We start from the raw sequence: 16,875 nt of genomic DNA, 5'->3' as shown, positions 1-16,875 counted from the left end.
TTCAGGCTTGCGCGGCGGCGGGCGCGGACTCGCGGACGACCAGCCGGAACGGGGGCTGGAACTCGACGGGCGGACCGGCCGGGCGGCCCTCGATGCGGTCGAGGAGCTTCTCCACCGCGAGTCGGCCGATCATCTCCTTGTCCGGCGAGATCGTGGTGAGGGTCGGGATGCTGAACCGGCCCTCCTCCACGTCGTCGATGCCGATCACGGAGACGTCGTCGGGCACCCGCAGCCCGTGGTCGTGCAGTGCCCGGATCGCGCCGAGCGCGATCAGGTCGTTGAACGCGAACACCGCGTCCGGCGGCTGCGCCAGTGCCAGCAGCGCCCGCATGCCCGCGGCGCCGTCGCCGCGGCCGAAGCCGCTGGTGGTGACGGTCAGGTCCGGGTCGAACGGCAGCCCGGCCGCCTCCAGCGCCTCGGTGTAGCCGCGCAGGCGCAGCAGCGACGGGGCCCGGTTGGCCTCGATGTGCGCGCCGATGAACGCGATCCGCCGCCGCCCCAGCGCGATGAGGTGCCGCATCGCCTCGCGGCTGGCGGCGAGGTTGTCGATGACGACATGGTCGTACGGGGCGTGGTAGATCGCCTCGCCGACCAGCACCATCGGGGTCTCGCTGGTGCGGCTGGCGATGTCGTCGCGGTTGAGGTGCACCGCCGACAGAATCAGCCCGTCGATGATCTGGGCCCGGAACCCGTCGGCGACCAGCAGTTCCTTGTCCCGGTCACCGTCGGTGTAGTCGAGCAGCAGGGTGTACCCGCGCTTGGTCGCCGCCCGGATCGCCGCGTCGGCCAGCTCCGCGAAGTAGGGGTTGTTCAGCTCGGGGATGGCCAGCGCGATGATGCCGGTGCGGCCCCGCCGCAGGTGCCGGGCGCTTAGGTTGGGCGTGTAGCCCAGCTCGTCGATCGCCTGCTGCACCCGCGCGCGGGTGGCCTCGCCGACGGGCCGGTAGCCGTTGACGACGTTGGACACCGTCGCCTGCGACACGCCGGCCCGCCTGGCGATGTCCTTGAGACTGACCGCCATCGGCGGGTTTCCTCCACTCACTGCTCATTGTCATCACTGCCGGGGCCGTCACGTCAACGCAGGTGCCGTCGCCTGCTCAGACAGGTCTGCACCACCACCACGACGATCAGGAAGCCGCCGCTGACCACCGACTGGTACGACGAGTTCAGCGACCCTATCTGGTTGATCACGTTCTGGATGACCCCGAGCAGCAGCACCCCGCACAGGGTGCCGCTGACCGTGCCCGCGCCGCCGATGAGCAGGGTGCCGCCGATGACGACGGCGGCGATGGCGTCGAGTTCCAGGCCGACGCCGAGAATGGTGACACCCGAGGACAGCCGCGACGCGTTGAGCACCCCCGCGAACCCGGCCAGCAGTCCACTGAGCAGGTACGTCAGCACCCTGATCCGGGCCACCGGCAGTCCCATCAGCGCGGCCGCGTCAGAGCTGCCCCCGACCGCGAACACGGCCTGCCCGTAGCGGGTGCGCTGCAGCAGCACCCCACCGAGCCCGAACAGCAGCACGGCGAGGTAGACCGGATAGCCGACGCCGAACAGGGTGCCCTGGCCGAGTTCCAGGAACGCCGAGTCCTTGGGCACCAGGTAGGTGTTCGCGCCCTCCTCGGTGATGGCCAGCAGCAGCCCGCGCGCGCCGAGCAGCCCGGCCAGCGTCACGATGAACGGCGCCATCCCGGTGTACGCGATCAGCACCCCTTGCAGCAGCCCGATCGCACCGCACACGGCCAGCGGCACCAGCAGCGCGGGCAGTGCGCCCCACTGCGAGGCGTACGCGGCCAGCACGCCCCCGAGCGCGAACACCGACCCGACCGACAGGTCGATGCCGCCCGTGATGATCACGAAGGTCATGCCGAGGGCCACGACGGCCAGGAACGACGACTGGATCGCGACCCCGTTGGCGTTCTCCGCCGTCGGGAACGACGGGAACACCGCCGACGAGATGATCACGACCAGCGCGAGGACGGCGAGGGCGCCGTGTCGCTGGGCCAGCGCCGCCAGCCGTTCGCGACGCTGCTCACGCTCGACGGGCACCGGCTGCGGCGTCTTGTGGACGATGGTCTGGGTCATCGGGTCCGCCGTTCCCGGGCGATGTAGACGGCTACCAGGATGATCGCGGCCTGGATCATCTGCGCCGCCGAGTCGGGCAGGTCGTGGTTGATGAGCGTGGCCCGGACCAGCTGCATCAGCAGCGCGCCCGCCACGGTGCCGAGCACCCGGATGCTGCCGCCGGTCAGCGGCGTGCCGCCGACCACGACCGCGGTGATCGCGGACAGCTCCATCAGGTTGCCGATCGCGGACGGGTCGCTGGCCCCGAGCCGGGCCGTGGCCAGCACCCCGGCCAGCGCGGCGAGCACCCCGCACAGCACGTAGGTGCCGATCAGCACCCGCTTGACGGGTAGCCCGGCGAGGTGACTCGCGGCCCGGTTGCCGCCCACGGCCACCAGCTGCCGGCCGTACGTGGTCCGCTGGACCACGAATCCGATCACGACGGCCAGGCACCCGGCGATCAGCACCGTGTACGGCACCCCGAGCAGCTCGCCCGTGCCCAACTCCAGCAGCGTGGTGTCCTTGATGCCTTTGAGCTGCCCGTCGGCGAACACCAGGGCCAGTCCCCGGCCGCCGACCAGCAGCGCCAGGGTGGCCACGATCGGCTGCAACCCGACCACGGAGACCAGGGTGCCGTTGACGACGCCGACCAGCCCGCCGACCACCAGGGCGAGCACCGCCGCGGGCCAGAAGCCGTAGCCGATGTACAGCGGCAGCACCGCCGCGGACAGGGCCATCACCGAGCCGACGGACAGGTCGACGCCCTCGCTGCCGATGACCATGGCCATACCCAGCGCCGCGATCACCACCGGCGCGACCTGCACCAGCTGCGTGCGCAGCGTCGCGGCCTGCAGGAAGTTGTCGGTGAAGGCGACGTTGAACAGCACCAGCAGGGCCACGGCGGCGTACACCCCGTAGTCCTGCAGCAGGCACGCGAGCCGGACGCGGTCCGGCGGCGCGTACGTCTTGACGGTCGCCTCAGTCATGGGCGGGCTCCTGGGCCAGGGCGGTCATGATGTTGTCCTCGGTGACGTCGTCGCCGGCCAGCTCGCCGACGACGGCTCCGGCGCGCAGCACGACGATGCGGTCCGCGCCCTCGACCAGCTCCTCCAGGTCGGAGGAGATGAGCACGACGGCCAGGCCGTCGGCGGCCAGCTCGTCGATGAGCGCCTGCACCTCGGCCTTCGCGCCGACGTCGATGCCGCGGGTGGGCTCGTCGAGCAGCAGCAGTCGCGGGTGCAGGCAAAGCCAGCGGGCGAGCAGCACCTTCTGTTGGTTGCCGCCGGACAGCTCGGACACCTTCTGCTCCGGGCTGGCCGCCTTGATGCGCAGCCGCTTCATGAACGTGTCGACGATGCGGTCCTGCCTGGCCCGCGAGACCACGCCGAACCGGGACAGCGTCGGCATCGCGGCGAGCACGATGTTCTCCCGCACGCTCAGCCCGGGAACGATGCCCTCGGCCTTGCGGTCCTCGGGCAGCATCGCCATGCCCGCCCGGATCGCCGCGGCGGGCGAGCGGCGGGTCAGCCGCCGCCCGGCCATGGTGACCTCGCCGTCCGCGCCGAGCGCGCCGACCACGGCCTTGGCGGTCTCGGAGCGCCCGGAGCCGAGCAGGCCGCCGAGCCCGGTCACCTCGCCGGGGCGCACGTCGAAGGAGATGCCGTGCAGCTGGTGCGCCCGGCTCAGGTCGCGGACCCGCAGGATCGGCTCGACGTCGCCCGCGTCGTGGGCGGAGAAGCCGGTCAGTCCGTCGCGGCGCACCTCGGCGGCGTCGCGGCCGAGCATGAGTGAGATCAGGCTCAGCCGGTCGAGCTGGGCCAGCTCGCCGGTGTGCACCCGGCGGCCGTCGCGCAGCACGGTGACCCGGTCGCAGAGCTGGTAGAGCTCGTCGAGGCGGTGGCTGACGTAGACGATGGCGATGCCGCGCCCGCTCAGCTCACGGACCACCCGGAACAGGGTGTCGACCTCGCGCGGTTCGAGCGAGGAGGTCGGCTCGTCCATGATGACGACGCGGGCGTCGACCGCGACGGCGCGGGCCAGTGCGACCATCTGCTGCGCGCCGAGCCCGAGCGAGCGCAGCGGCAGCCGCACATCGACCTCGATGCCGTAGCGGGCCAGCTGCTCGGCGGCCTCGCGGTTCATCCGGGCCACGTCGATCAGCCCGAGGCGGGTGCGCGGCTCGCGGCCCAGGAACAGGTTGCGCGCCACGCTCATCAGCGGGACGAGGTTGACCTCCTGGTAGATGGTGGAGATCCCGGCGGCCTGCGCGTCCAGCGGACGGCCGAAGGCCACGGGCTCGCCGCGGTAGTGCACCTCACCGGCGTCGGGCCGGTACACCCCGGTCAGGATCTTGATCAGGGTGGACTTGCCGGCGCCGTTCTCGCCGACCAGGGCGTGCACCTCGCCGGGGGCGACGGTCAGCGACACGTCGTCGAGGGCCAGCACGCCGGGGAATCGCCTGCTGACCCCGCGTACGTCCAGCACGGGTTGGTTCATCTGGGGTTTCGTCCTCCTCGCCGTCGTGTCTCCGGGTGAGGAAGTGGGGGCGCCGCCGGGGGGGGGGGGGGGGCGGCAGGCGCCGCGCCGCCCGGCCGGGGGGCGGGGCAGGGCGGCCCCCCCCCCGCCCCCCGGCCCCCCGCGCCCGCCCCCCCCCCCCCCCCCCCGCCCCCCCCCCCCACTTCCGGCACTGCGGCAGCCTCAGTAGGCGCTGCTCAGCGACGCGGCGGCATTCGCCGAGTCGTATTCGCGGTCGGAGATGATGACGTTGGCGGGGATGGCCTCGCCGGCCAGGAACTTCTGCGCGGTGGCGAAGGCCAGCGGGCCGAAGCGGGGGTTGGACTCGATCACGGCGTTGATCTCGCCCTTCGTGATCGCCTCCACGGCGTTGCGGGTGCCGTCGATCGACACGATCTTGATGTCGGCGCCGGGCTTCTTGCCGGCGCCCTTGATCGCGGTGACCGCGCCCAGCGCCATCTCGTCGTTCTCGGCGTAGATCGCGGTGATGCCCGGGTTGCTCAGCAGCAGCTGCTCGGTGACCTGCTGACCCTTGTCGCGGGCGAACTCGCCGGTCTGCTGCGCCACGATCTCGATGCCGGGCGCGGTGGCCTTGATCTGGTCGACGAAACCGCTGGTGCGGTCGGTGGTCACGTTGTTGCCCGAGGAGCCGAGCAGGATCGCGACCTTGCCCTTGCCGCCGGTGGCCTTGACCATCGCGTCGGCCGCGCGCTTGCCCTGCTCGACGAAGTTCGAGCCGAGGAACGCGAGGTAGTCCTTGCAGGCGGTGGCGTTGACCTTGCGGTCGATGGTGAGCACCGGGACCTTCTTGTCGGCCGCGGCCTTGAGCGCGGGCTCCAGGCCGTCGGAGTTCAGCGGCGCGACGATGAGGAACTGCGCGCCCTGGGCGAGCATGTCCTGGATGTCACTGACCTGCTTGGACAGCTGCGACTGCGCGTTGGTCACGAGCAGCTTCTTCACCCCGACCTTGGCCGCCTCGTCCTTGATGGACTGGGTCTCGGCGATGCGGAACGGGTTGGCCTCCTTCTCCGACTGGGAGAAGCCGACGATCGCGTCCTTGAGCTCGATCTTGGTGGCGCCGTACGCCTGCAGCGTGCAGCCCTGGCCGCCGGCGCTGGCCGAGGCCACGACCTGCGCGCCGGCGCTGCCGCCGTCGGTGGGGGTGCCGGTGTCCTCGCCCTTGGTGCAGGCGCTGAGCAGCGCACCGCCCAGGGCCAGGGTAGCTGTGATGATCATTGCCTTGTTGCGCTGGAACATGGGACTCTCCCTGCGGTGGGATTGACCTACGTCAATAAAGGAGGGCATTCTTACAGCGCGAATAGGCCGCCGAAAATGTTGACCCGCAATCGTTTCGGTCCGATTGCGATCAACCGCCTTCGCTCTATAACGTTATACAGACCGAGTCCGATGACGACAAGATGTCGTGTCTGCACCGTTATGAAACATCGGTGACATCGGATCTCTCCGCCCCCGGTCCGCCCACCCGTAGGAGCGCGACGCATGCGACAGCCCGCCCGGCCCCTGGCCCTGCTGATCTCGGCGTTACTCGCCGTCGCCGCGACCCTGGTCGCCGCGCAGCCCGCCTGGAGCGCCCCGTACCTCCCGAAGACGCCCCCGCTGTCCACCCCGTGGACCAGCCAGGTCTCGCTGACCAACCCGCTGCCGGAGTATCCGCGCCCGCAGCTGACCCGCCCCGACTGGCAGAACCTCAACGGCCAGTGGCAGTTCGCCGGCGCGTCCTCGCTGGCCAGCCCGCCGTTCGGGCAGACGCTCGCGGAGACCGTGCTGGTGCCGTACCCGATCGAATCGGCCCTGTCCGGGATCATGCGCCACCAGAACTACATGTGGTACAGACGCTCCTTCACCGTGCCCGCGGGCTGGAGCGGCCGCCGCATCCTGCTCAACTTCGGCGCGGTCACCCACACCGCCCAGGTCTGGGTCAACGGCGTGTCCGTCGGCAGCCACAGCGGCGGCTACGACGCCTTCACGTTCGACATCACCGGCGCGCTCAACGGCGGCACCAACGAGATCATCGTCGGCGTGCACTCGCCGGTCGACGCGGCCGGGATTCCGCTGGGCAAGCAGCGGCTCAGCCCGAGCGGCATCTTCTACACCGCGGCCAGCGGCATCTGGCAGACGGTCTGGCTGGAGCCCGCCAACGCGGCCCGGATCACCCGCCTGGACACCACGCCCGACCTGCCCGCGGGGGTGCTCGACCTGGTCGTGCAGACCACCGGCGGCGCGAGCGCCGTGCAGGCCCAGGTGCTCTCGGGCGGCACGGTGATCAGCACCGTCACCGGCGCGCCCGGCGCGCACCTGCGGATCCCGATCCCCAACGCGCACCTGTGGACCCCCGACGACCCGTTCCTGTACGACCTGCGCGTCACCCTGACCGGCACGAACGGCGGCGACACGGTCGGCGGCTACGTCGGCATGCGGTCGATCGGCAAAGCCCTGGTCGACGGCGTTCTGCGGCCGGTGCTCAACGGCAAGTTCGTGTTCCAGATCGGCACCCTCGACCAGGGGTACTGGCCCGACGGCATCTACACCGCGCCCACCGACGCGGCGCTGCGCTTCGACCTGGAGCAGCAGAAGGCGCTCGGCTTCAACATGGTGCGCAAGCACATCAAGGTCGAACCGGCCCGCTGGTTCTACCACGCCGACCGCCTCGGGCTGATGGTCTGGCAGGACATGCCCGCCATGAAGACCGGCTTCACCCCGTCGGCCGGCGATCGCACCGTGTTCGAGGCCGAGCTGCGCCGCATCGTCGACCAGCTCAAGGGCATCACCTCGATCGTGCTGTGGGTGCCGTTCAACGAGGGCTGGGGCGAGTACGACCCCGCGCGCATCGCCGACCTGGTCAAGAGCTGGGACCCGTCCCGGCTGGTCACCAACAACTCCGGCTCCAACTGCTGCGGCTTCGACGGCGGCAACGGCGACGTGATCGACGACCACATCTACGTCGGGCCGGGCTCGCCCGCCCTGCCGACCGCCTCCCGCATCGCCGTGCTCGGCGAGTACGGCGGCATCGGCCTGCGGGTGGCCGGACACGAGTGGTCGCCCGGCAACGGCTTCGCCTACGAGATGACGGCCGACTCGGCTGCCCTGACCCGGCGCTACGTCGAGGCCACCGGGCAGCTGCGCGATCTCGTCGACGGCCGTGGCCTGTCCGCCAGCGTCTACACCGAGCCCACCGACGTCGAGAACGAGGTCAACGGGTTCTTCACGTACGACCGGCAGGTCCAGAAGATGGACTTCGCCCAGGTCCGTGCCGTCAACCTGTCGGTGCTGGCCGCCGCGCAGGGCACCTACCTGCCCACCGGGCAGCTCGCCTCGCTGCGAGTCACCACCTCGGGGCACACCACGAAGTACCTCAGCCACAGCGGCTCCCCGAGCGTCACCCAGGTCGTCTCCGGCACCAGCTCCGACGCGGTGAAGAAGGCGTCCACGTTCTGGGTGCGCCCCGGCCTGGCGTCGTCGTCGTGCCTGTCGTTCGAGTCCCGCGACATGCCCGGCCAGTTCCTGCGCCACTCCGGCTACCGGGTGCAGCTCGCCGCCAACGACGGCTCGCCGGTGTACGCCGCCGACGCCACGTTCTGCCAGCGGGCCGGGCTCGCGGCGGGCGGGGTGTCGCTGGAGTCGTACAACTTCCCGGGCCGCTACCTGCGGCACATCAACTCCGAAGTGTGGATCGCCAACAGCAGCGGCACGAACGCCTGGGACAACCCGACGTCGTTCGCGGCCGACGCGACCTGGCGCGGCACCTCAGCATGGTGGCGCAGCGGCGCGGACCTGCCGCTGGACCAGTCACGCTCGCTCCAGGTGGTGACGCCCGGCTTCACCGACCGGTTCCTCGCGCACAACGCCAGCCTCGGCGTGACGTCGGTGGTCAACGCGGCCAGCCCGGCGGCCCTGAAAGCGGACGCGACGTTCGTCGTGCGGCGCGGCCTGGCCGACCCGACCTGCTACTCGTTCGAGTCGAAGAACTTCGCCGGGCACTACCTGCGGCACGCCAACTTCCGGGTACGCAAGGACGCCCGCGACGGCACCGCGCTGTTCGACGCCGACGCGACGTTCTGCGCCCAGCCGGGACGCTCCGGCACCGGCAACGTCAGCCTGGTCAGCTCGAACCTGCCCAGCCTGAGCGTGCGGCACTACGCGGCGGAGGTGTGGGTGGCCGGCAACGGCGGCCCGCATCCGTACGACAGCCCCGGCAACTACGCCCCGGACACCACCTGGGCGGTGGTCAGCCCGTGGACGCCCTAGCGGTCTCCTCGCCGCTCGCGGGGCCGTCCACCTGAGTCGCGCCGGCGTCGGTCCTCCCAGCAGCCGTGCCTGGAGGACCGGCGCCGGCGTGTGCCGCCCGTCCCGCCACGGCTGTCAGGAGCGTGCTGGGCCGTCCTCGCTGAGGGTGGCGCCGACCTGTGGCCATACGGTCGCGAAAGGACGGATCTCGCCGGGCGGGGCATCCGTCGCGACCGAGGTGCGCTGCCAGAATCCGATGTCGCACCAGCGGCCCTGCTTGTAGCCGACGCCCTGCAGGGTGCCGGTGTGGCGGAAACCGAACGCTTCATGGAAGCGGGCGCTGGGCTCGTTGGGCAGGCCGATCACGCCGATCATGGTGCGGTAGCCCTGGGCGTCCAGGGTCGCCAGCAGCGCCCGGTAGAGCGCGTGCCCGACCCGCTGCCCACGCCTGCCGTCGGCGACGTATCCGGTGACCTCGGCGCACCAGTCGTACGCGGCGCGGGCCTTCCACTGGCCCGCATAGGCGAGCCCGGCCACCTCACCGTCGACGACCGCCACGAGCCACGGATACCGGTCGCGGCTGCGGGACCAGTCGTCGGCCCACTCCTGTGCCGTCTGCCGCTCGGTGCGGAAGTTCACCGTCGTGGTGTCGATGTAGAAATTGACGATGTCGGCCACGGCCGCCCAGTCGCCCGCCTCCGCGGGCCGCACCTCGATGCCGCTGTTCACGTTCGCTCCCCGTCGTCGGTCGGCCGCGGCGCGCTACGGCCCCGCCCGCGGGCATTTTAATGCCGGAAGATCACCCCGCGGTCGCCCGAATCGGCCGGGCAGGTGTCGGCAACGGCGTTCGTGGGTACTGACCTGGGCGCAGGCGGCCGTGCGCCACCCGCGGCAACAGGCTGCGCCGCGCGGTCCGGGGGATGGAGGCTTCGTCATGAACCGGAGCAGAGGGCTGTTCGTCGTGCTCGCCGCGGTGGTGATCACCATCGGCGCGGCCGCTCCGGCCGCGGCGGTGCCGTCACCGCAGGACGCCTCCTTCCTGATCGGCATCCACCAGGCCAACCTCTATGAGATCGCGGCCGGCAACCTGGCCGCGCAGAAGGGCACCTCCGACGAGGTGCGGCGGCTCGGCCAGCTGATCGCCGCCGACCACACGCAGTTCGACGCCGCGGTGGTGGCGGTAGCCGACCAGGTCAAGGTGACCCTGCCGGACAAGGCCGCCCAGGAGCAGCAGGACGTGCTGAAGGAGCTGGCCGCGATGCCGTCCGGGGCCTCCTTCGACCAGATGTGGATCACGCGGGAGATCGAGACGCAGGGCGAGAGCCTGCAGGCTGCCCGCACCGAGCTGAACTTCGGCTTCGACCCGCGCGTGAAGGAGCTGGCCCGCCAAGCCGACGACATGCTGATCACGCACATCACCGAGCTCAACCACGCCGACGTGAACGCGGGCTGAGCCGCGGACACGCGTCCACGCACGGAGTGTCAGCTCGCGCGGGCATGACCGCGGCGCTCTAATCGAACTGTCACCACTGTTCACTGACCGTGAAAGTGCAGGCCGCATCGTGAGCGAACCACAGCAGGCGGACAACCCGTCCCTGATCGACGACGACGACCTCGAAGAGTTCGTCGCCTCGCCCGACGACACCATCGAGTTGAGCGCGACCGAGGACTTCGCGCCGTACGACGACGACGAGGACTACTGACCCGTCGGCGCTCTCACCAGACGCGCGGACGCGGGCGGTTGCCGCGTTTGAGCTCGTAGAAGCCGGCCTCCTCAGGCACGGTACTGGTCGTGGCGGGCGAACAGGTCGGTCCACTCCTCCTCCGACAGCTGCCGGCCGGTGGCGGCGATGTCGGCGAGCTCGCGGAAGTAGGTCTCCCGGGTGATGCCGGGCGCGAACAGGATGAGCATCGAGGCGGCCGCGCCGCTGTCGTTGCGGAAGCCGTGCACGCCGCCCTCGGGCACGCGCAGGAAGTCGCCGGCGCTCGCGTTCACCCAGCGCGCGCCGTCGAACAGGCTGACCGTGCCGGTCATGACGTAGAAGGACTCCGAGAAGGTGCGGTGGAAGTGCGCGTCCGCCCCGCCCGCCCCGGCCGGCATGTGCCACTCGTAGAGGCCGAACCGGCCCTGGGTCACGCTGCCCGGCGCGACGAACCGGGCGGTCGAGCCGGAGCCCATGACCGCCTGCTCCGCGGCGGCGGACGGGTGGTACTCGGCGCTGATCGCGCCCGAGTCGGCGATGTAGGTCATGGCTGCCTCACTCTCGACAACTAGCTTACAAGTAACTTATCACTAAGCTAGTTTCCGTCAAGCTACCATGTGCGGCATGACCAAGGACGCCGTCGACGCGATCATCGACCAGTGGCGTGACGAGCGCCCTGACCTCGACGATTTGCTGCCCATGGAGGTCTTCGGGCGCGTGTACCGCGTCGCCGCGGCGATCGGCGACCGGATGGAGCGCGCCTACCAGCGCCTCGGCATCGGCCGCGGCGAGTTCGACGTGCTGGCCACGCTGCGCCGCGCCGGGGAGCCGTTCAACCTCTCCCCCAAGCAGCTGTCGGACACCCTGATGCTCACCACCGGCGGCATGACCGGGCGGCTGGACAAGCTGGAGAAGGCCGGGCTCATCACCCGTACGCCCGATCCGGGCGACCGGCGCTCACTGCGCGCACAGCTCACCCCGACCGGCCGCGAGCTGATCGACGAGGCCGTCGCGGCCGGGCTGGCGGTGCAGCGCGAGGCGCTGAGCCGGCTGGACCCCGCCGACGCCCGCCGCTTGGGCGACCTGCTGCGCGAGCTGGCCGCCGCGGTCAGCCGCTGACGCGGCTCAGTGCCGGACGAGGCAGAACGGGTGGCCGGCCGGGTCGGCGTACACCCGCCAGCTCTGGCCCGGCGAGCCCGCGTCGAGCACGGTCGCGCCGCAGGCCAGCACCTCCTCCTCGGCGGTGTCCAGATCCGGCACGCCGAAGTCCAGGTGGAACTGCTGCGGCTTGCTGGGATCCGGCCACTGCGGCGCCTGGTATTCGGCGACTCGCTGGAACGCGAGCACCAGTCCGTTGGGGGCGTGCAGCGTCGACCAGTCGCCGCCGAGCGACCAGCGCCGGTCCGGCTGGTTGACGACCCCGCCGAGCAGCGACCGGTAGAACTCGGCGAGCCGTTTCGGGTCACGACAGTCCAGTACCACGCACTGCAGTTCAGCCAGCATGGCCCGATCCTAGGCGGTCGCGCCCACGCGGGCTCCGCTCAGCGCGGCGGGGCATGTCACCGGCGGCTCAGCGCCGCGGGCGTGCGCTGCCAGCGGCGCAGGACCGCGTAGCCGACCAGGAACAGCACCACCGCGTTGAGCACGTGCCAGACGAAGTGCGTGCCGACCGGCGCGGTCGCGCACAGCGGCAGGTCGGCGGTGCGCAGTGCCAGCGACGCCGCGAACACACCCGTGGCCGCCAGCAGCAGGTTGCCGAACCCGGCCACGTTGGGCGACGTGGTCAGCCGCACCGCCAGACCGAACAGCGCCAGCCCCACCAGCGCGGGCAGGTAGCCGCCCAGGGTGGCTCGCTCCCCGCCGAGCCACTGCGCCAGCGCGCCGATCCCGACGGACAGCACCAGGTACGCGGGGGCGGCCAGCCAGGCCCACCGCCAGCGCACGCCCCACATCCAGTGCACCAGGTTCACCACCGCGACCAGGATGAAGACGGCGATCGCGGTGGAGTCGGCGGCGCTCGTGGCGCGCGTGGCGAAGGCATGGAACGCCGCGCTGGCCAGGCCGACCACGCCGAGCAGCACCGGCAGCAGCCAGACGCTGAACGGCACGGGACGGACCTGTCCCGCCAGCAGCCACAGCAGCAGCCCCGACGCGACGAGGAAGGCCAGGTTGCTGAGCAGATTCAGCGGCTCGCCGAACAGGCCGGGCGCGAGCCGCTCGCAGTAGAGGTCGACATACTCGGACATCGCCGTCATGGTGCCGGGTCCGGGCGGGCGCTCGGGTGTGGACGCGGTGAACGGTCGCCGTACATCGGGCGTCCGTTGATCTCGGCCCAGGACTCCCCCGGTGGTCGTCCGCGCTTCACGCGCGCGCCACGTCTGCGTCGTCGGCGCGACAGGCAGCGCCCTCACGCTGCTGGCGATCCTGCCAGGAGGCGTGATGCAGACAGCGAACCTGATCGTCAACCCGGGCGGCGACGTCGCCGGCGGCGGCACCGGCCAGCCCACCCCGGTCATCCCCGGATGGACCACCATCGAGGGCACGGCTGCCGTCATCGCGTACGGGAGCAGCGGTTATCCGACCGCGTCCAGCCCCGGACCAGGCGACCGCGGCGCGAACTTCCTCGGCGGCGGCGACTCGCCCCGCACCCGGCTGACGCAGCAGATCACGCTGCCGCTGACGGCGCAGATCGACGCGGGCACCGCGCTGTTCGACGCGGGCGGCTGGCTGGGCGGGTATGCGGGCCAGGACGACGGCGTACGCCTGTCGGTGGAGTTCCTCGACGCCGCGGCCCGCCCGCTCGGCGTGGTCGTGCTCGGCCCGGTCACCGCCGCCGAGCGCGGCAGCACCACCAGCCTGCTGCGGCGCGCGCAGACCGGCACCGTGCCGCCGGGCAGCCGCACCGCGCGGGTGCTGCTGCTGTTCACCCGCGACGGCGGCACGTCCAACGACGGCTACGCCGACAGCCTCTGGCTGACCCTGTCCACCCCGGCGACGAACCTGCTGGCCAACCCCGGTGGCGACGCCGGCCCCGGCGGCACCGGCGGCGCGACGGCGTCGATCCCCGGCTGGACCCACCTGGAAGGCGGCACGGCCGTCATCGCGTACGGCACCAGTGGTTATCCCACCGCGTCCAGCCCCGGACCGGCGAACCGCGGGGCGAACTTCTTCGGCGGCGGCACCTCCGCCCGCAGCCGGGTCGGGCAGAGCGTGACGCTGCCCGGCACCGCCGCGATCGACGCGGGCACGGCCCGTTACGACGTGGCCGCCTGGCTCGGCGGGTACGCCGACCAGAACGACACCGCGCAGCTGTCCGTCGCGTTCCGCAACGCCGCCGGGCAGACCCTGTCCACCGTGGTGCTCGGCCCGGTCACCGCCGCGCAGCGGTCGAACACCACCGGGCTGCTGTCGCGCACCGCGACCGGCACGGTGCCCGCGGGCAGCCGCACCGCGCAGGTCGAGCTGCTGTTCGTGCGCTCCGGCGGCACCTCCAACGACGGCTACGCCGACGCCCTGTCCCTGAGCCTCACGACCGGAGGAGCCTGATGGCCCTGCACCGCCGCCAACTCCTGCAGGCCGCCGTCGGCGCGGGCGCGCTCGGCGCGGCCTGGCCGCTCGCCCGGGACCTCGGGCCGCAGGCCGCCTACGCCGCCGCGGCGGCGCTCGGCGCGAGCTGGGACCCGGCCCCGTTCACCCTCGGCGTCGGCTCCGGCGACCCGCTGCCCACCAGTGTCGTGCTGTGGACCCGGCTGGCCCCGGACCCGCTCGCCGACGTGCAGCCGCTGCCCGACATCGTGCAGGTCGACTGGAGCGTCGCCACCGACGCGGCCATGAGCGACGTGGTCGCCTCCGGGTCGGTCGCCGCGTCGGTGCTGCTCGGGTACAGCCTCCACGTCGTGGTGGACGGGCTGACCCCCGGGCGGCGCTACCACTACCGGTTCCGGGCGCTGGGGCAGTACAGCCGGATCGGGCGCACCAAGACCGCGCCCGTGGGCGCGGTGAACCTGGTCCGGTTCGCGTCGCTGAACTGCCAGAACTACCAGTCCGGCGAGTACCCGGGCATGCGCGACATCGCCGCCGACGCCAACCTCGACTTCGTCGTGCACCTCGGCGACTACGTGTACGAGGGCTCGGAGCTGGGCACCGCGTACACCCTGGCGGACTACCGCAAGCTGCACGCGCTGTACAAGGGCGACCCGCTGCTGCGCGACGTGCACGCCGCGCACCCGTTCTACCTGACCTGGGACGACCACGAGGTCGTCAACGACTACTCCGGCTCCCGCGGCGCGGCGAGCTTCGTGGCCCGCCGCTCGGCCGCCTACCAGGGCTGGTACGAGCACCTGCCGCTGCGGTTGGAGGGCTCCGACACGGCGCTGCCCGACCCGCGCATCTACCGCCACCGGCAGTGGGGCGACCTGCTGGAGCTGGTCATCCTCGACCTGCGGCAGTACCGCACCGAGCAGAATCTGACCGGCGGCTCGATCCTCGGGGCGACGCAGAAGCAGTGGGTCAAGGACCGGGTATCCCAGCGCAGCGGCGGCTGGCACTGCTGGGTCAACTCGATCTTCCTGAGCCAGCAGCGCAACCCCGACGGCGGGTACATGTTCACCGACCAGTGGGACGGCTTCCGCGCCGAGCGCAACGAGCTGCTGACCTACGCGCAGCAGCAGAGCATCGCCGACTTCGTGACCATCACCGGCGACTGGCACAGCGCCTTCGTCCAGGACGTGCGGCCCGACTTCGACAACCTGTCCGCCCCGGTCATCGGCACCGAGTTCGTGGCCCACTCGACCACCTCGGGGGCGTACTCGGCGAGCTGGAACGCCACCAACGGACCGCGGCTCGGCCAGGTCAACCCGCACCTGCAGTACTTCGAGGGCAACCGCTACGGCTACGACCTGTACGAGGTCACCCCGCAGCGGTGGACGACCCGGCTGCGCGTGGTCAGCGACCGCGCCAACCCGAACGCCACGGTCAGCACCCTGACCAGCTGGCACGTCGACCGCGGCCGGGCCGGGGCATACGAGGACCCGGCGACGAAGGGCTCGGCGGCCCAGTATCGGCGCAACCCGTGACGGGCCGGCCGGGCACCGGCGCGGAGCAGGCAACAGTTCCCCTGCGCTTCGCCGTGGCGACGCCCGCTCTTCGTCTCGGCTCCCGGCGGCGAACCTAGCGTGGCGGCCATGCGCGTGGCGATCATCACCGAGTCGTTCTCCCCGGACGTCAACGGCGTCGCGAACTCCGTGGCGCGCGTCGCAGACCATCTGCTGGCGCGCGGTCACCAGCCATTGGTCATCTCGCCGAAGCCGTCGCCGCGGGCGAGCCGCGCCATCACGGACAAGCCCTACCCCGTGGTCCGGCTGGGTTCGCTGCCGATGCCCGGCTACGGCAACGTACGGCTGGCCTGGCCGACCCGCCGCATCCGGGAGGCGCTCGCGGAGCACCGGGCGGACGTGGTGCACCTGGCCAGCCCGTTCGTGCTCGGTGCGTGGGGCGCGAAGGCCGCCGCCGAGCTCGGCATCCCCGTCGTCGCGATCTACCAGACCGATGTGCCCGGCTACGCCCGCGCCTACCGGGTGGCCACCGGCGAGGCGCTGGCCTGGCGCTGGATCCGCCACGTGCACGGCCGCGCCGCGGCGACCCTGGCTCCGTCGTCGACGACCGCCGCGGAACTCGTCGCGCACGGCGTGCCCAACGTCGGCCGGTGGGGCCGCGGCGTCGACACCGAACTGTTCCACCCCTCGCGCCGCGACGAGGCGCTGCGCGCCGAACTCGCGCCCGGCGGCGAGCTGATCGTCGGCTACGTCGGCCGGCTGGCCCGGGAGAAGCGGGTGGACCTGCTCGCGCAGACCGCCGCCCGGCCCGGCGTGCGGGTGGTCGTGGTCGGCGACGGGCCGACCAGGGAAGCGGTGCGCCGAGCCGTGCCGCAGGCGAACTTCCTGGGCACCCGGCGCGGCACCGACCTGGCCCGGCTGTATGCCAGCCTCGACGTGTTCGTCCACACCGGACCGCACGAGACGTTCTGCCAGACCGTGCAGGAGGCCCAGGCCAGCGGCGTGCCGGTGGTCGCGCCGGCGATCGGCGGTCCGCTCGACCTGGTCCACCACGGCGTAGACGGCCTGCTGGTGACCCCGGACGACGGCGACGCTTTCGCGGCCGCGGTCGACGCGCTCACCGACCCCGCGGTGCGCCGCGCCTACGGGCAGGCGGCCCGCGCGGCCGTGTCCACCCGGACCTGGTCGGCCCTGGGCGACGAGCTGATCGGCCACTACGCCGCCGCGGCCGCCGCGGTGCGCCACCCCGGCCGCCTGCCCGCACCCGTCGCCGTGCCGGTGCGCGTCCCGTGACC

16 protein-coding genes are annotated in these 16,875 nt (G+C 72.0%); 7 read left to right on the top strand and 9 right to left on the bottom strand.

Going from position 1 to position 16,875, the window contains the following annotated elements; genetic code table 11:
- Position 1: 1 nt before the first annotated feature.
- The 5 genes from F9C41_RS32100 to F9C41_RS32080 all read right to left on the bottom strand — a co-directional run bounded on the left by F9C41_RS32100 (position 2) and on the right by F9C41_RS32080 (position 5,835).
- Positions 2–1,021, bottom strand: coding sequence for a LacI family DNA-binding transcriptional regulator (locus F9C41_RS32100; protein ID WP_155390554.1), 1,020 nt, complete (start codon positions 1,019–1,021; stop codon positions 2–4).
- A 53-nt stretch (positions 1,022–1,074) separates the two neighbouring features.
- Positions 1,075–2,085 carry an ABC transporter permease gene (locus F9C41_RS32095; RefSeq protein ID WP_155390553.1) on the bottom strand — a complete coding sequence of 337 codons (1,011 nt, stop codon included), beginning with the start codon at positions 2,083–2,085 and terminating at the stop codon, positions 1,075–1,077.
- Positions 2,082–3,050: an ABC transporter permease gene (locus tag F9C41_RS32090; RefSeq protein WP_155390552.1), complete on the bottom strand. Its 969-nt coding sequence runs from the start codon at positions 3,048–3,050 to the stop codon at positions 2,082–2,084. Before F9C41_RS32090 ends, F9C41_RS32095 begins: the two co-directional genes overlap by 4 nt.
- Positions 3,043–4,560: a sugar ABC transporter ATP-binding protein gene (locus F9C41_RS32085; protein ID WP_155390551.1), complete on the bottom strand. Its 1,518-nt coding sequence runs from the start codon at positions 4,558–4,560 to the stop codon at positions 3,043–3,045. Before F9C41_RS32085 ends, F9C41_RS32090 begins: the two co-directional genes overlap by 8 nt.
- 201 nt (positions 4,561–4,761) lie before the next feature.
- Complete coding sequence (locus tag F9C41_RS32080; RefSeq protein WP_155390550.1) at positions 4,762–5,835, bottom strand: ABC transporter substrate-binding protein; 1,074 nt, start codon at positions 5,833–5,835, stop codon at positions 4,762–4,764.
- Positions 5,836–6,078: 243 nt separating this feature from the next.
- Between F9C41_RS32080 and F9C41_RS32075 the strand changes: the two genes are divergently transcribed.
- Entirely contained in the window at positions 6,079–8,844 is a 2,766-nt protein-coding gene (locus F9C41_RS32075; protein ID WP_155390549.1) for an AbfB domain-containing protein, read from the top strand.
- Positions 8,845–8,958: 114 nt separating this feature from the next.
- Here F9C41_RS32075 and F9C41_RS32070 read toward each other — a convergent pair whose 3' ends face one another.
- Complete coding sequence (locus F9C41_RS32070) at positions 8,959–9,552, bottom strand: GNAT family N-acetyltransferase (protein ID WP_230690176.1); 594 nt, start codon at positions 9,550–9,552, stop codon at positions 8,959–8,961.
- A 205-nt stretch (positions 9,553–9,757) separates the two neighbouring features.
- On the opposite strand from F9C41_RS32070, the gene F9C41_RS32065 reads away from it, so the two are divergent.
- Positions 9,758–10,276 (top strand): DUF4142 domain-containing protein, encoded by a 519-nt coding sequence (locus tag F9C41_RS32065; RefSeq protein WP_196280049.1) that lies wholly within the window; start codon positions 9,758–9,760, stop codon positions 10,274–10,276.
- Between the two features lie 109 nt (positions 10,277–10,385).
- Entirely contained in the window at positions 10,386–10,526 is a 141-nt protein-coding gene (locus F9C41_RS32060) for a hypothetical protein (protein WP_155390547.1), read from the top strand.
- A 71-nt stretch (positions 10,527–10,597) separates the two neighbouring features.
- Here the strand turns inward: F9C41_RS32060 and F9C41_RS32055 are convergent, their stop codons facing one another.
- Positions 10,598–11,074: a cupin domain-containing protein gene (locus tag F9C41_RS32055; protein ID WP_155390546.1), complete on the bottom strand. Its 477-nt coding sequence runs from the start codon at positions 11,072–11,074 to the stop codon at positions 10,598–10,600.
- A 76-nt stretch (positions 11,075–11,150) separates the two neighbouring features.
- Between F9C41_RS32055 and F9C41_RS32050 the strand changes: the two genes are divergently transcribed.
- Positions 11,151–11,645 (top strand): MarR family winged helix-turn-helix transcriptional regulator, encoded by a 495-nt coding sequence (locus F9C41_RS32050; protein ID WP_230690175.1) that lies wholly within the window; start codon positions 11,151–11,153, stop codon positions 11,643–11,645.
- A 6-nt stretch (positions 11,646–11,651) separates the two neighbouring features.
- On the opposite strand, the gene F9C41_RS32045 is transcribed toward F9C41_RS32050, so the two are convergent.
- Both F9C41_RS32045 and F9C41_RS32040 read right to left on the bottom strand, forming a co-directional pair.
- Positions 11,652–12,029 carry a VOC family protein gene (locus tag F9C41_RS32045; protein WP_155390544.1) on the bottom strand — a complete coding sequence of 126 codons (378 nt, stop codon included), beginning with the start codon at positions 12,027–12,029 and terminating at the stop codon, positions 11,652–11,654.
- 56 nt (positions 12,030–12,085) lie between these two features.
- Positions 12,086–12,772, bottom strand: a complete 687-nt coding sequence (locus tag F9C41_RS32040; RefSeq protein ID WP_155390543.1) for a hypothetical protein — start codon at positions 12,770–12,772, stop codon at positions 12,086–12,088.
- 193 nt (positions 12,773–12,965) lie between these two features.
- Here F9C41_RS32040 and F9C41_RS41595 point away from each other — a divergent pair, with 193 nt between their 5' ends.
- The 3 genes from F9C41_RS41595 to F9C41_RS32025 all read left to right on the top strand — a co-directional run bounded on the left by F9C41_RS41595 (position 12,966) and on the right by F9C41_RS32025 (position 16,873).
- The gene (locus tag F9C41_RS41595; protein WP_230690174.1) at positions 12,966–14,072 is read left to right on the top strand and encodes a hypothetical protein; all 1,107 of its coding nucleotides are present in this window, start codon (positions 12,966–12,968) and stop codon (positions 14,070–14,072) included.
- A complete protein-coding gene (locus F9C41_RS32030) occupies positions 14,072–15,601 on the top strand; it encodes an alkaline phosphatase D family protein (RefSeq protein WP_155390542.1) in 1,530 nt (509 codons plus the stop codon). The genes F9C41_RS41595 and F9C41_RS32030 overlap by 1 nt, the downstream gene beginning before the upstream one ends.
- 108 nt (positions 15,602–15,709) lie before the next feature.
- Positions 15,710–16,873 carry a glycosyltransferase family 4 protein gene (locus F9C41_RS32025; protein WP_155390541.1) on the top strand — a complete coding sequence of 388 codons (1,164 nt, stop codon included), beginning with the start codon at positions 15,710–15,712 and terminating at the stop codon, positions 16,871–16,873.
- Positions 16,874–16,875: the final 2 nt, after the last annotated feature.

It is taken from the genome of Catellatospora paridis (assembly GCF_009720365.1).
Lineage (GTDB): Bacteria > Actinomycetota > Actinomycetes > Mycobacteriales > Micromonosporaceae > Catellatospora > Catellatospora paridis.
This window is presented reverse-complemented; position numbering and strand designations above follow the sequence as displayed.

What these genes read in the sequence shown, in the direction of transcription:
- F9C41_RS32100 (WP_155390554.1), bottom strand. Translation starts at nt 1,021, where the DNA reads ATGGCGGTCAGTCTCAAGGACATCGCCAGGCGGGCCGGCGTGTCGCAG.
- F9C41_RS32095 (WP_155390553.1), bottom strand. Translation starts at nt 2,085, where the DNA reads ATGACCCAGACCATCGTCCACAAGACGCCGCAGCCGGTGCCCGTCGAG.
- F9C41_RS32090 (WP_155390552.1), bottom strand. Translation starts at nt 3,050, where the DNA reads ATGACTGAGGCGACCGTCAAGACGTACGCGCCGCCGGACCGCGTCCGG.
- F9C41_RS32085 (WP_155390551.1), bottom strand. Translation starts at nt 4,560, where the DNA reads ATGAACCAACCCGTGCTGGACGTACGCGGGGTCAGCAGGCGATTCCCC.
- F9C41_RS32080 (WP_155390550.1), bottom strand. Translation starts at nt 5,835, where the DNA reads ATGTTCCAGCGCAACAAGGCAATGATCATCACAGCTACCCTGGCCCTG.
- F9C41_RS32075 (WP_155390549.1), top strand. Translation starts at nt 6,079, where the DNA reads ATGCGACAGCCCGCCCGGCCCCTGGCCCTGCTGATCTCGGCGTTACTC.
- F9C41_RS32065 (WP_196280049.1), top strand. Translation starts at nt 9,758, where the DNA reads ATGAACCGGAGCAGAGGGCTGTTCGTCGTGCTCGCCGCGGTGGTGATC.
- F9C41_RS32055 (WP_155390546.1), bottom strand. Translation starts at nt 11,074, where the DNA reads ATGACCTACATCGCCGACTCGGGCGCGATCAGCGCCGAGTACCACCCG.
- F9C41_RS32050 (WP_230690175.1), top strand. Translation starts at nt 11,151, where the DNA reads ATGACCAAGGACGCCGTCGACGCGATCATCGACCAGTGGCGTGACGAG.
- F9C41_RS32045 (WP_155390544.1), bottom strand. Translation starts at nt 12,029, where the DNA reads ATGCTGGCTGAACTGCAGTGCGTGGTACTGGACTGTCGTGACCCGAAA.
- F9C41_RS32040 (WP_155390543.1), bottom strand. Translation starts at nt 12,772, where the DNA reads ATGTCCGAGTATGTCGACCTCTACTGCGAGCGGCTCGCGCCCGGCCTG.
- F9C41_RS41595 (WP_230690174.1), top strand. Translation starts at nt 12,966, where the DNA reads ATGCAGACAGCGAACCTGATCGTCAACCCGGGCGGCGACGTCGCCGGC.
- F9C41_RS32030 (WP_155390542.1), top strand. Translation starts at nt 14,072, where the DNA reads ATGGCCCTGCACCGCCGCCAACTCCTGCAGGCCGCCGTCGGCGCGGGC.
- F9C41_RS32025 (WP_155390541.1), top strand. Translation starts at nt 15,710, where the DNA reads ATGCGCGTGGCGATCATCACCGAGTCGTTCTCCCCGGACGTCAACGGC.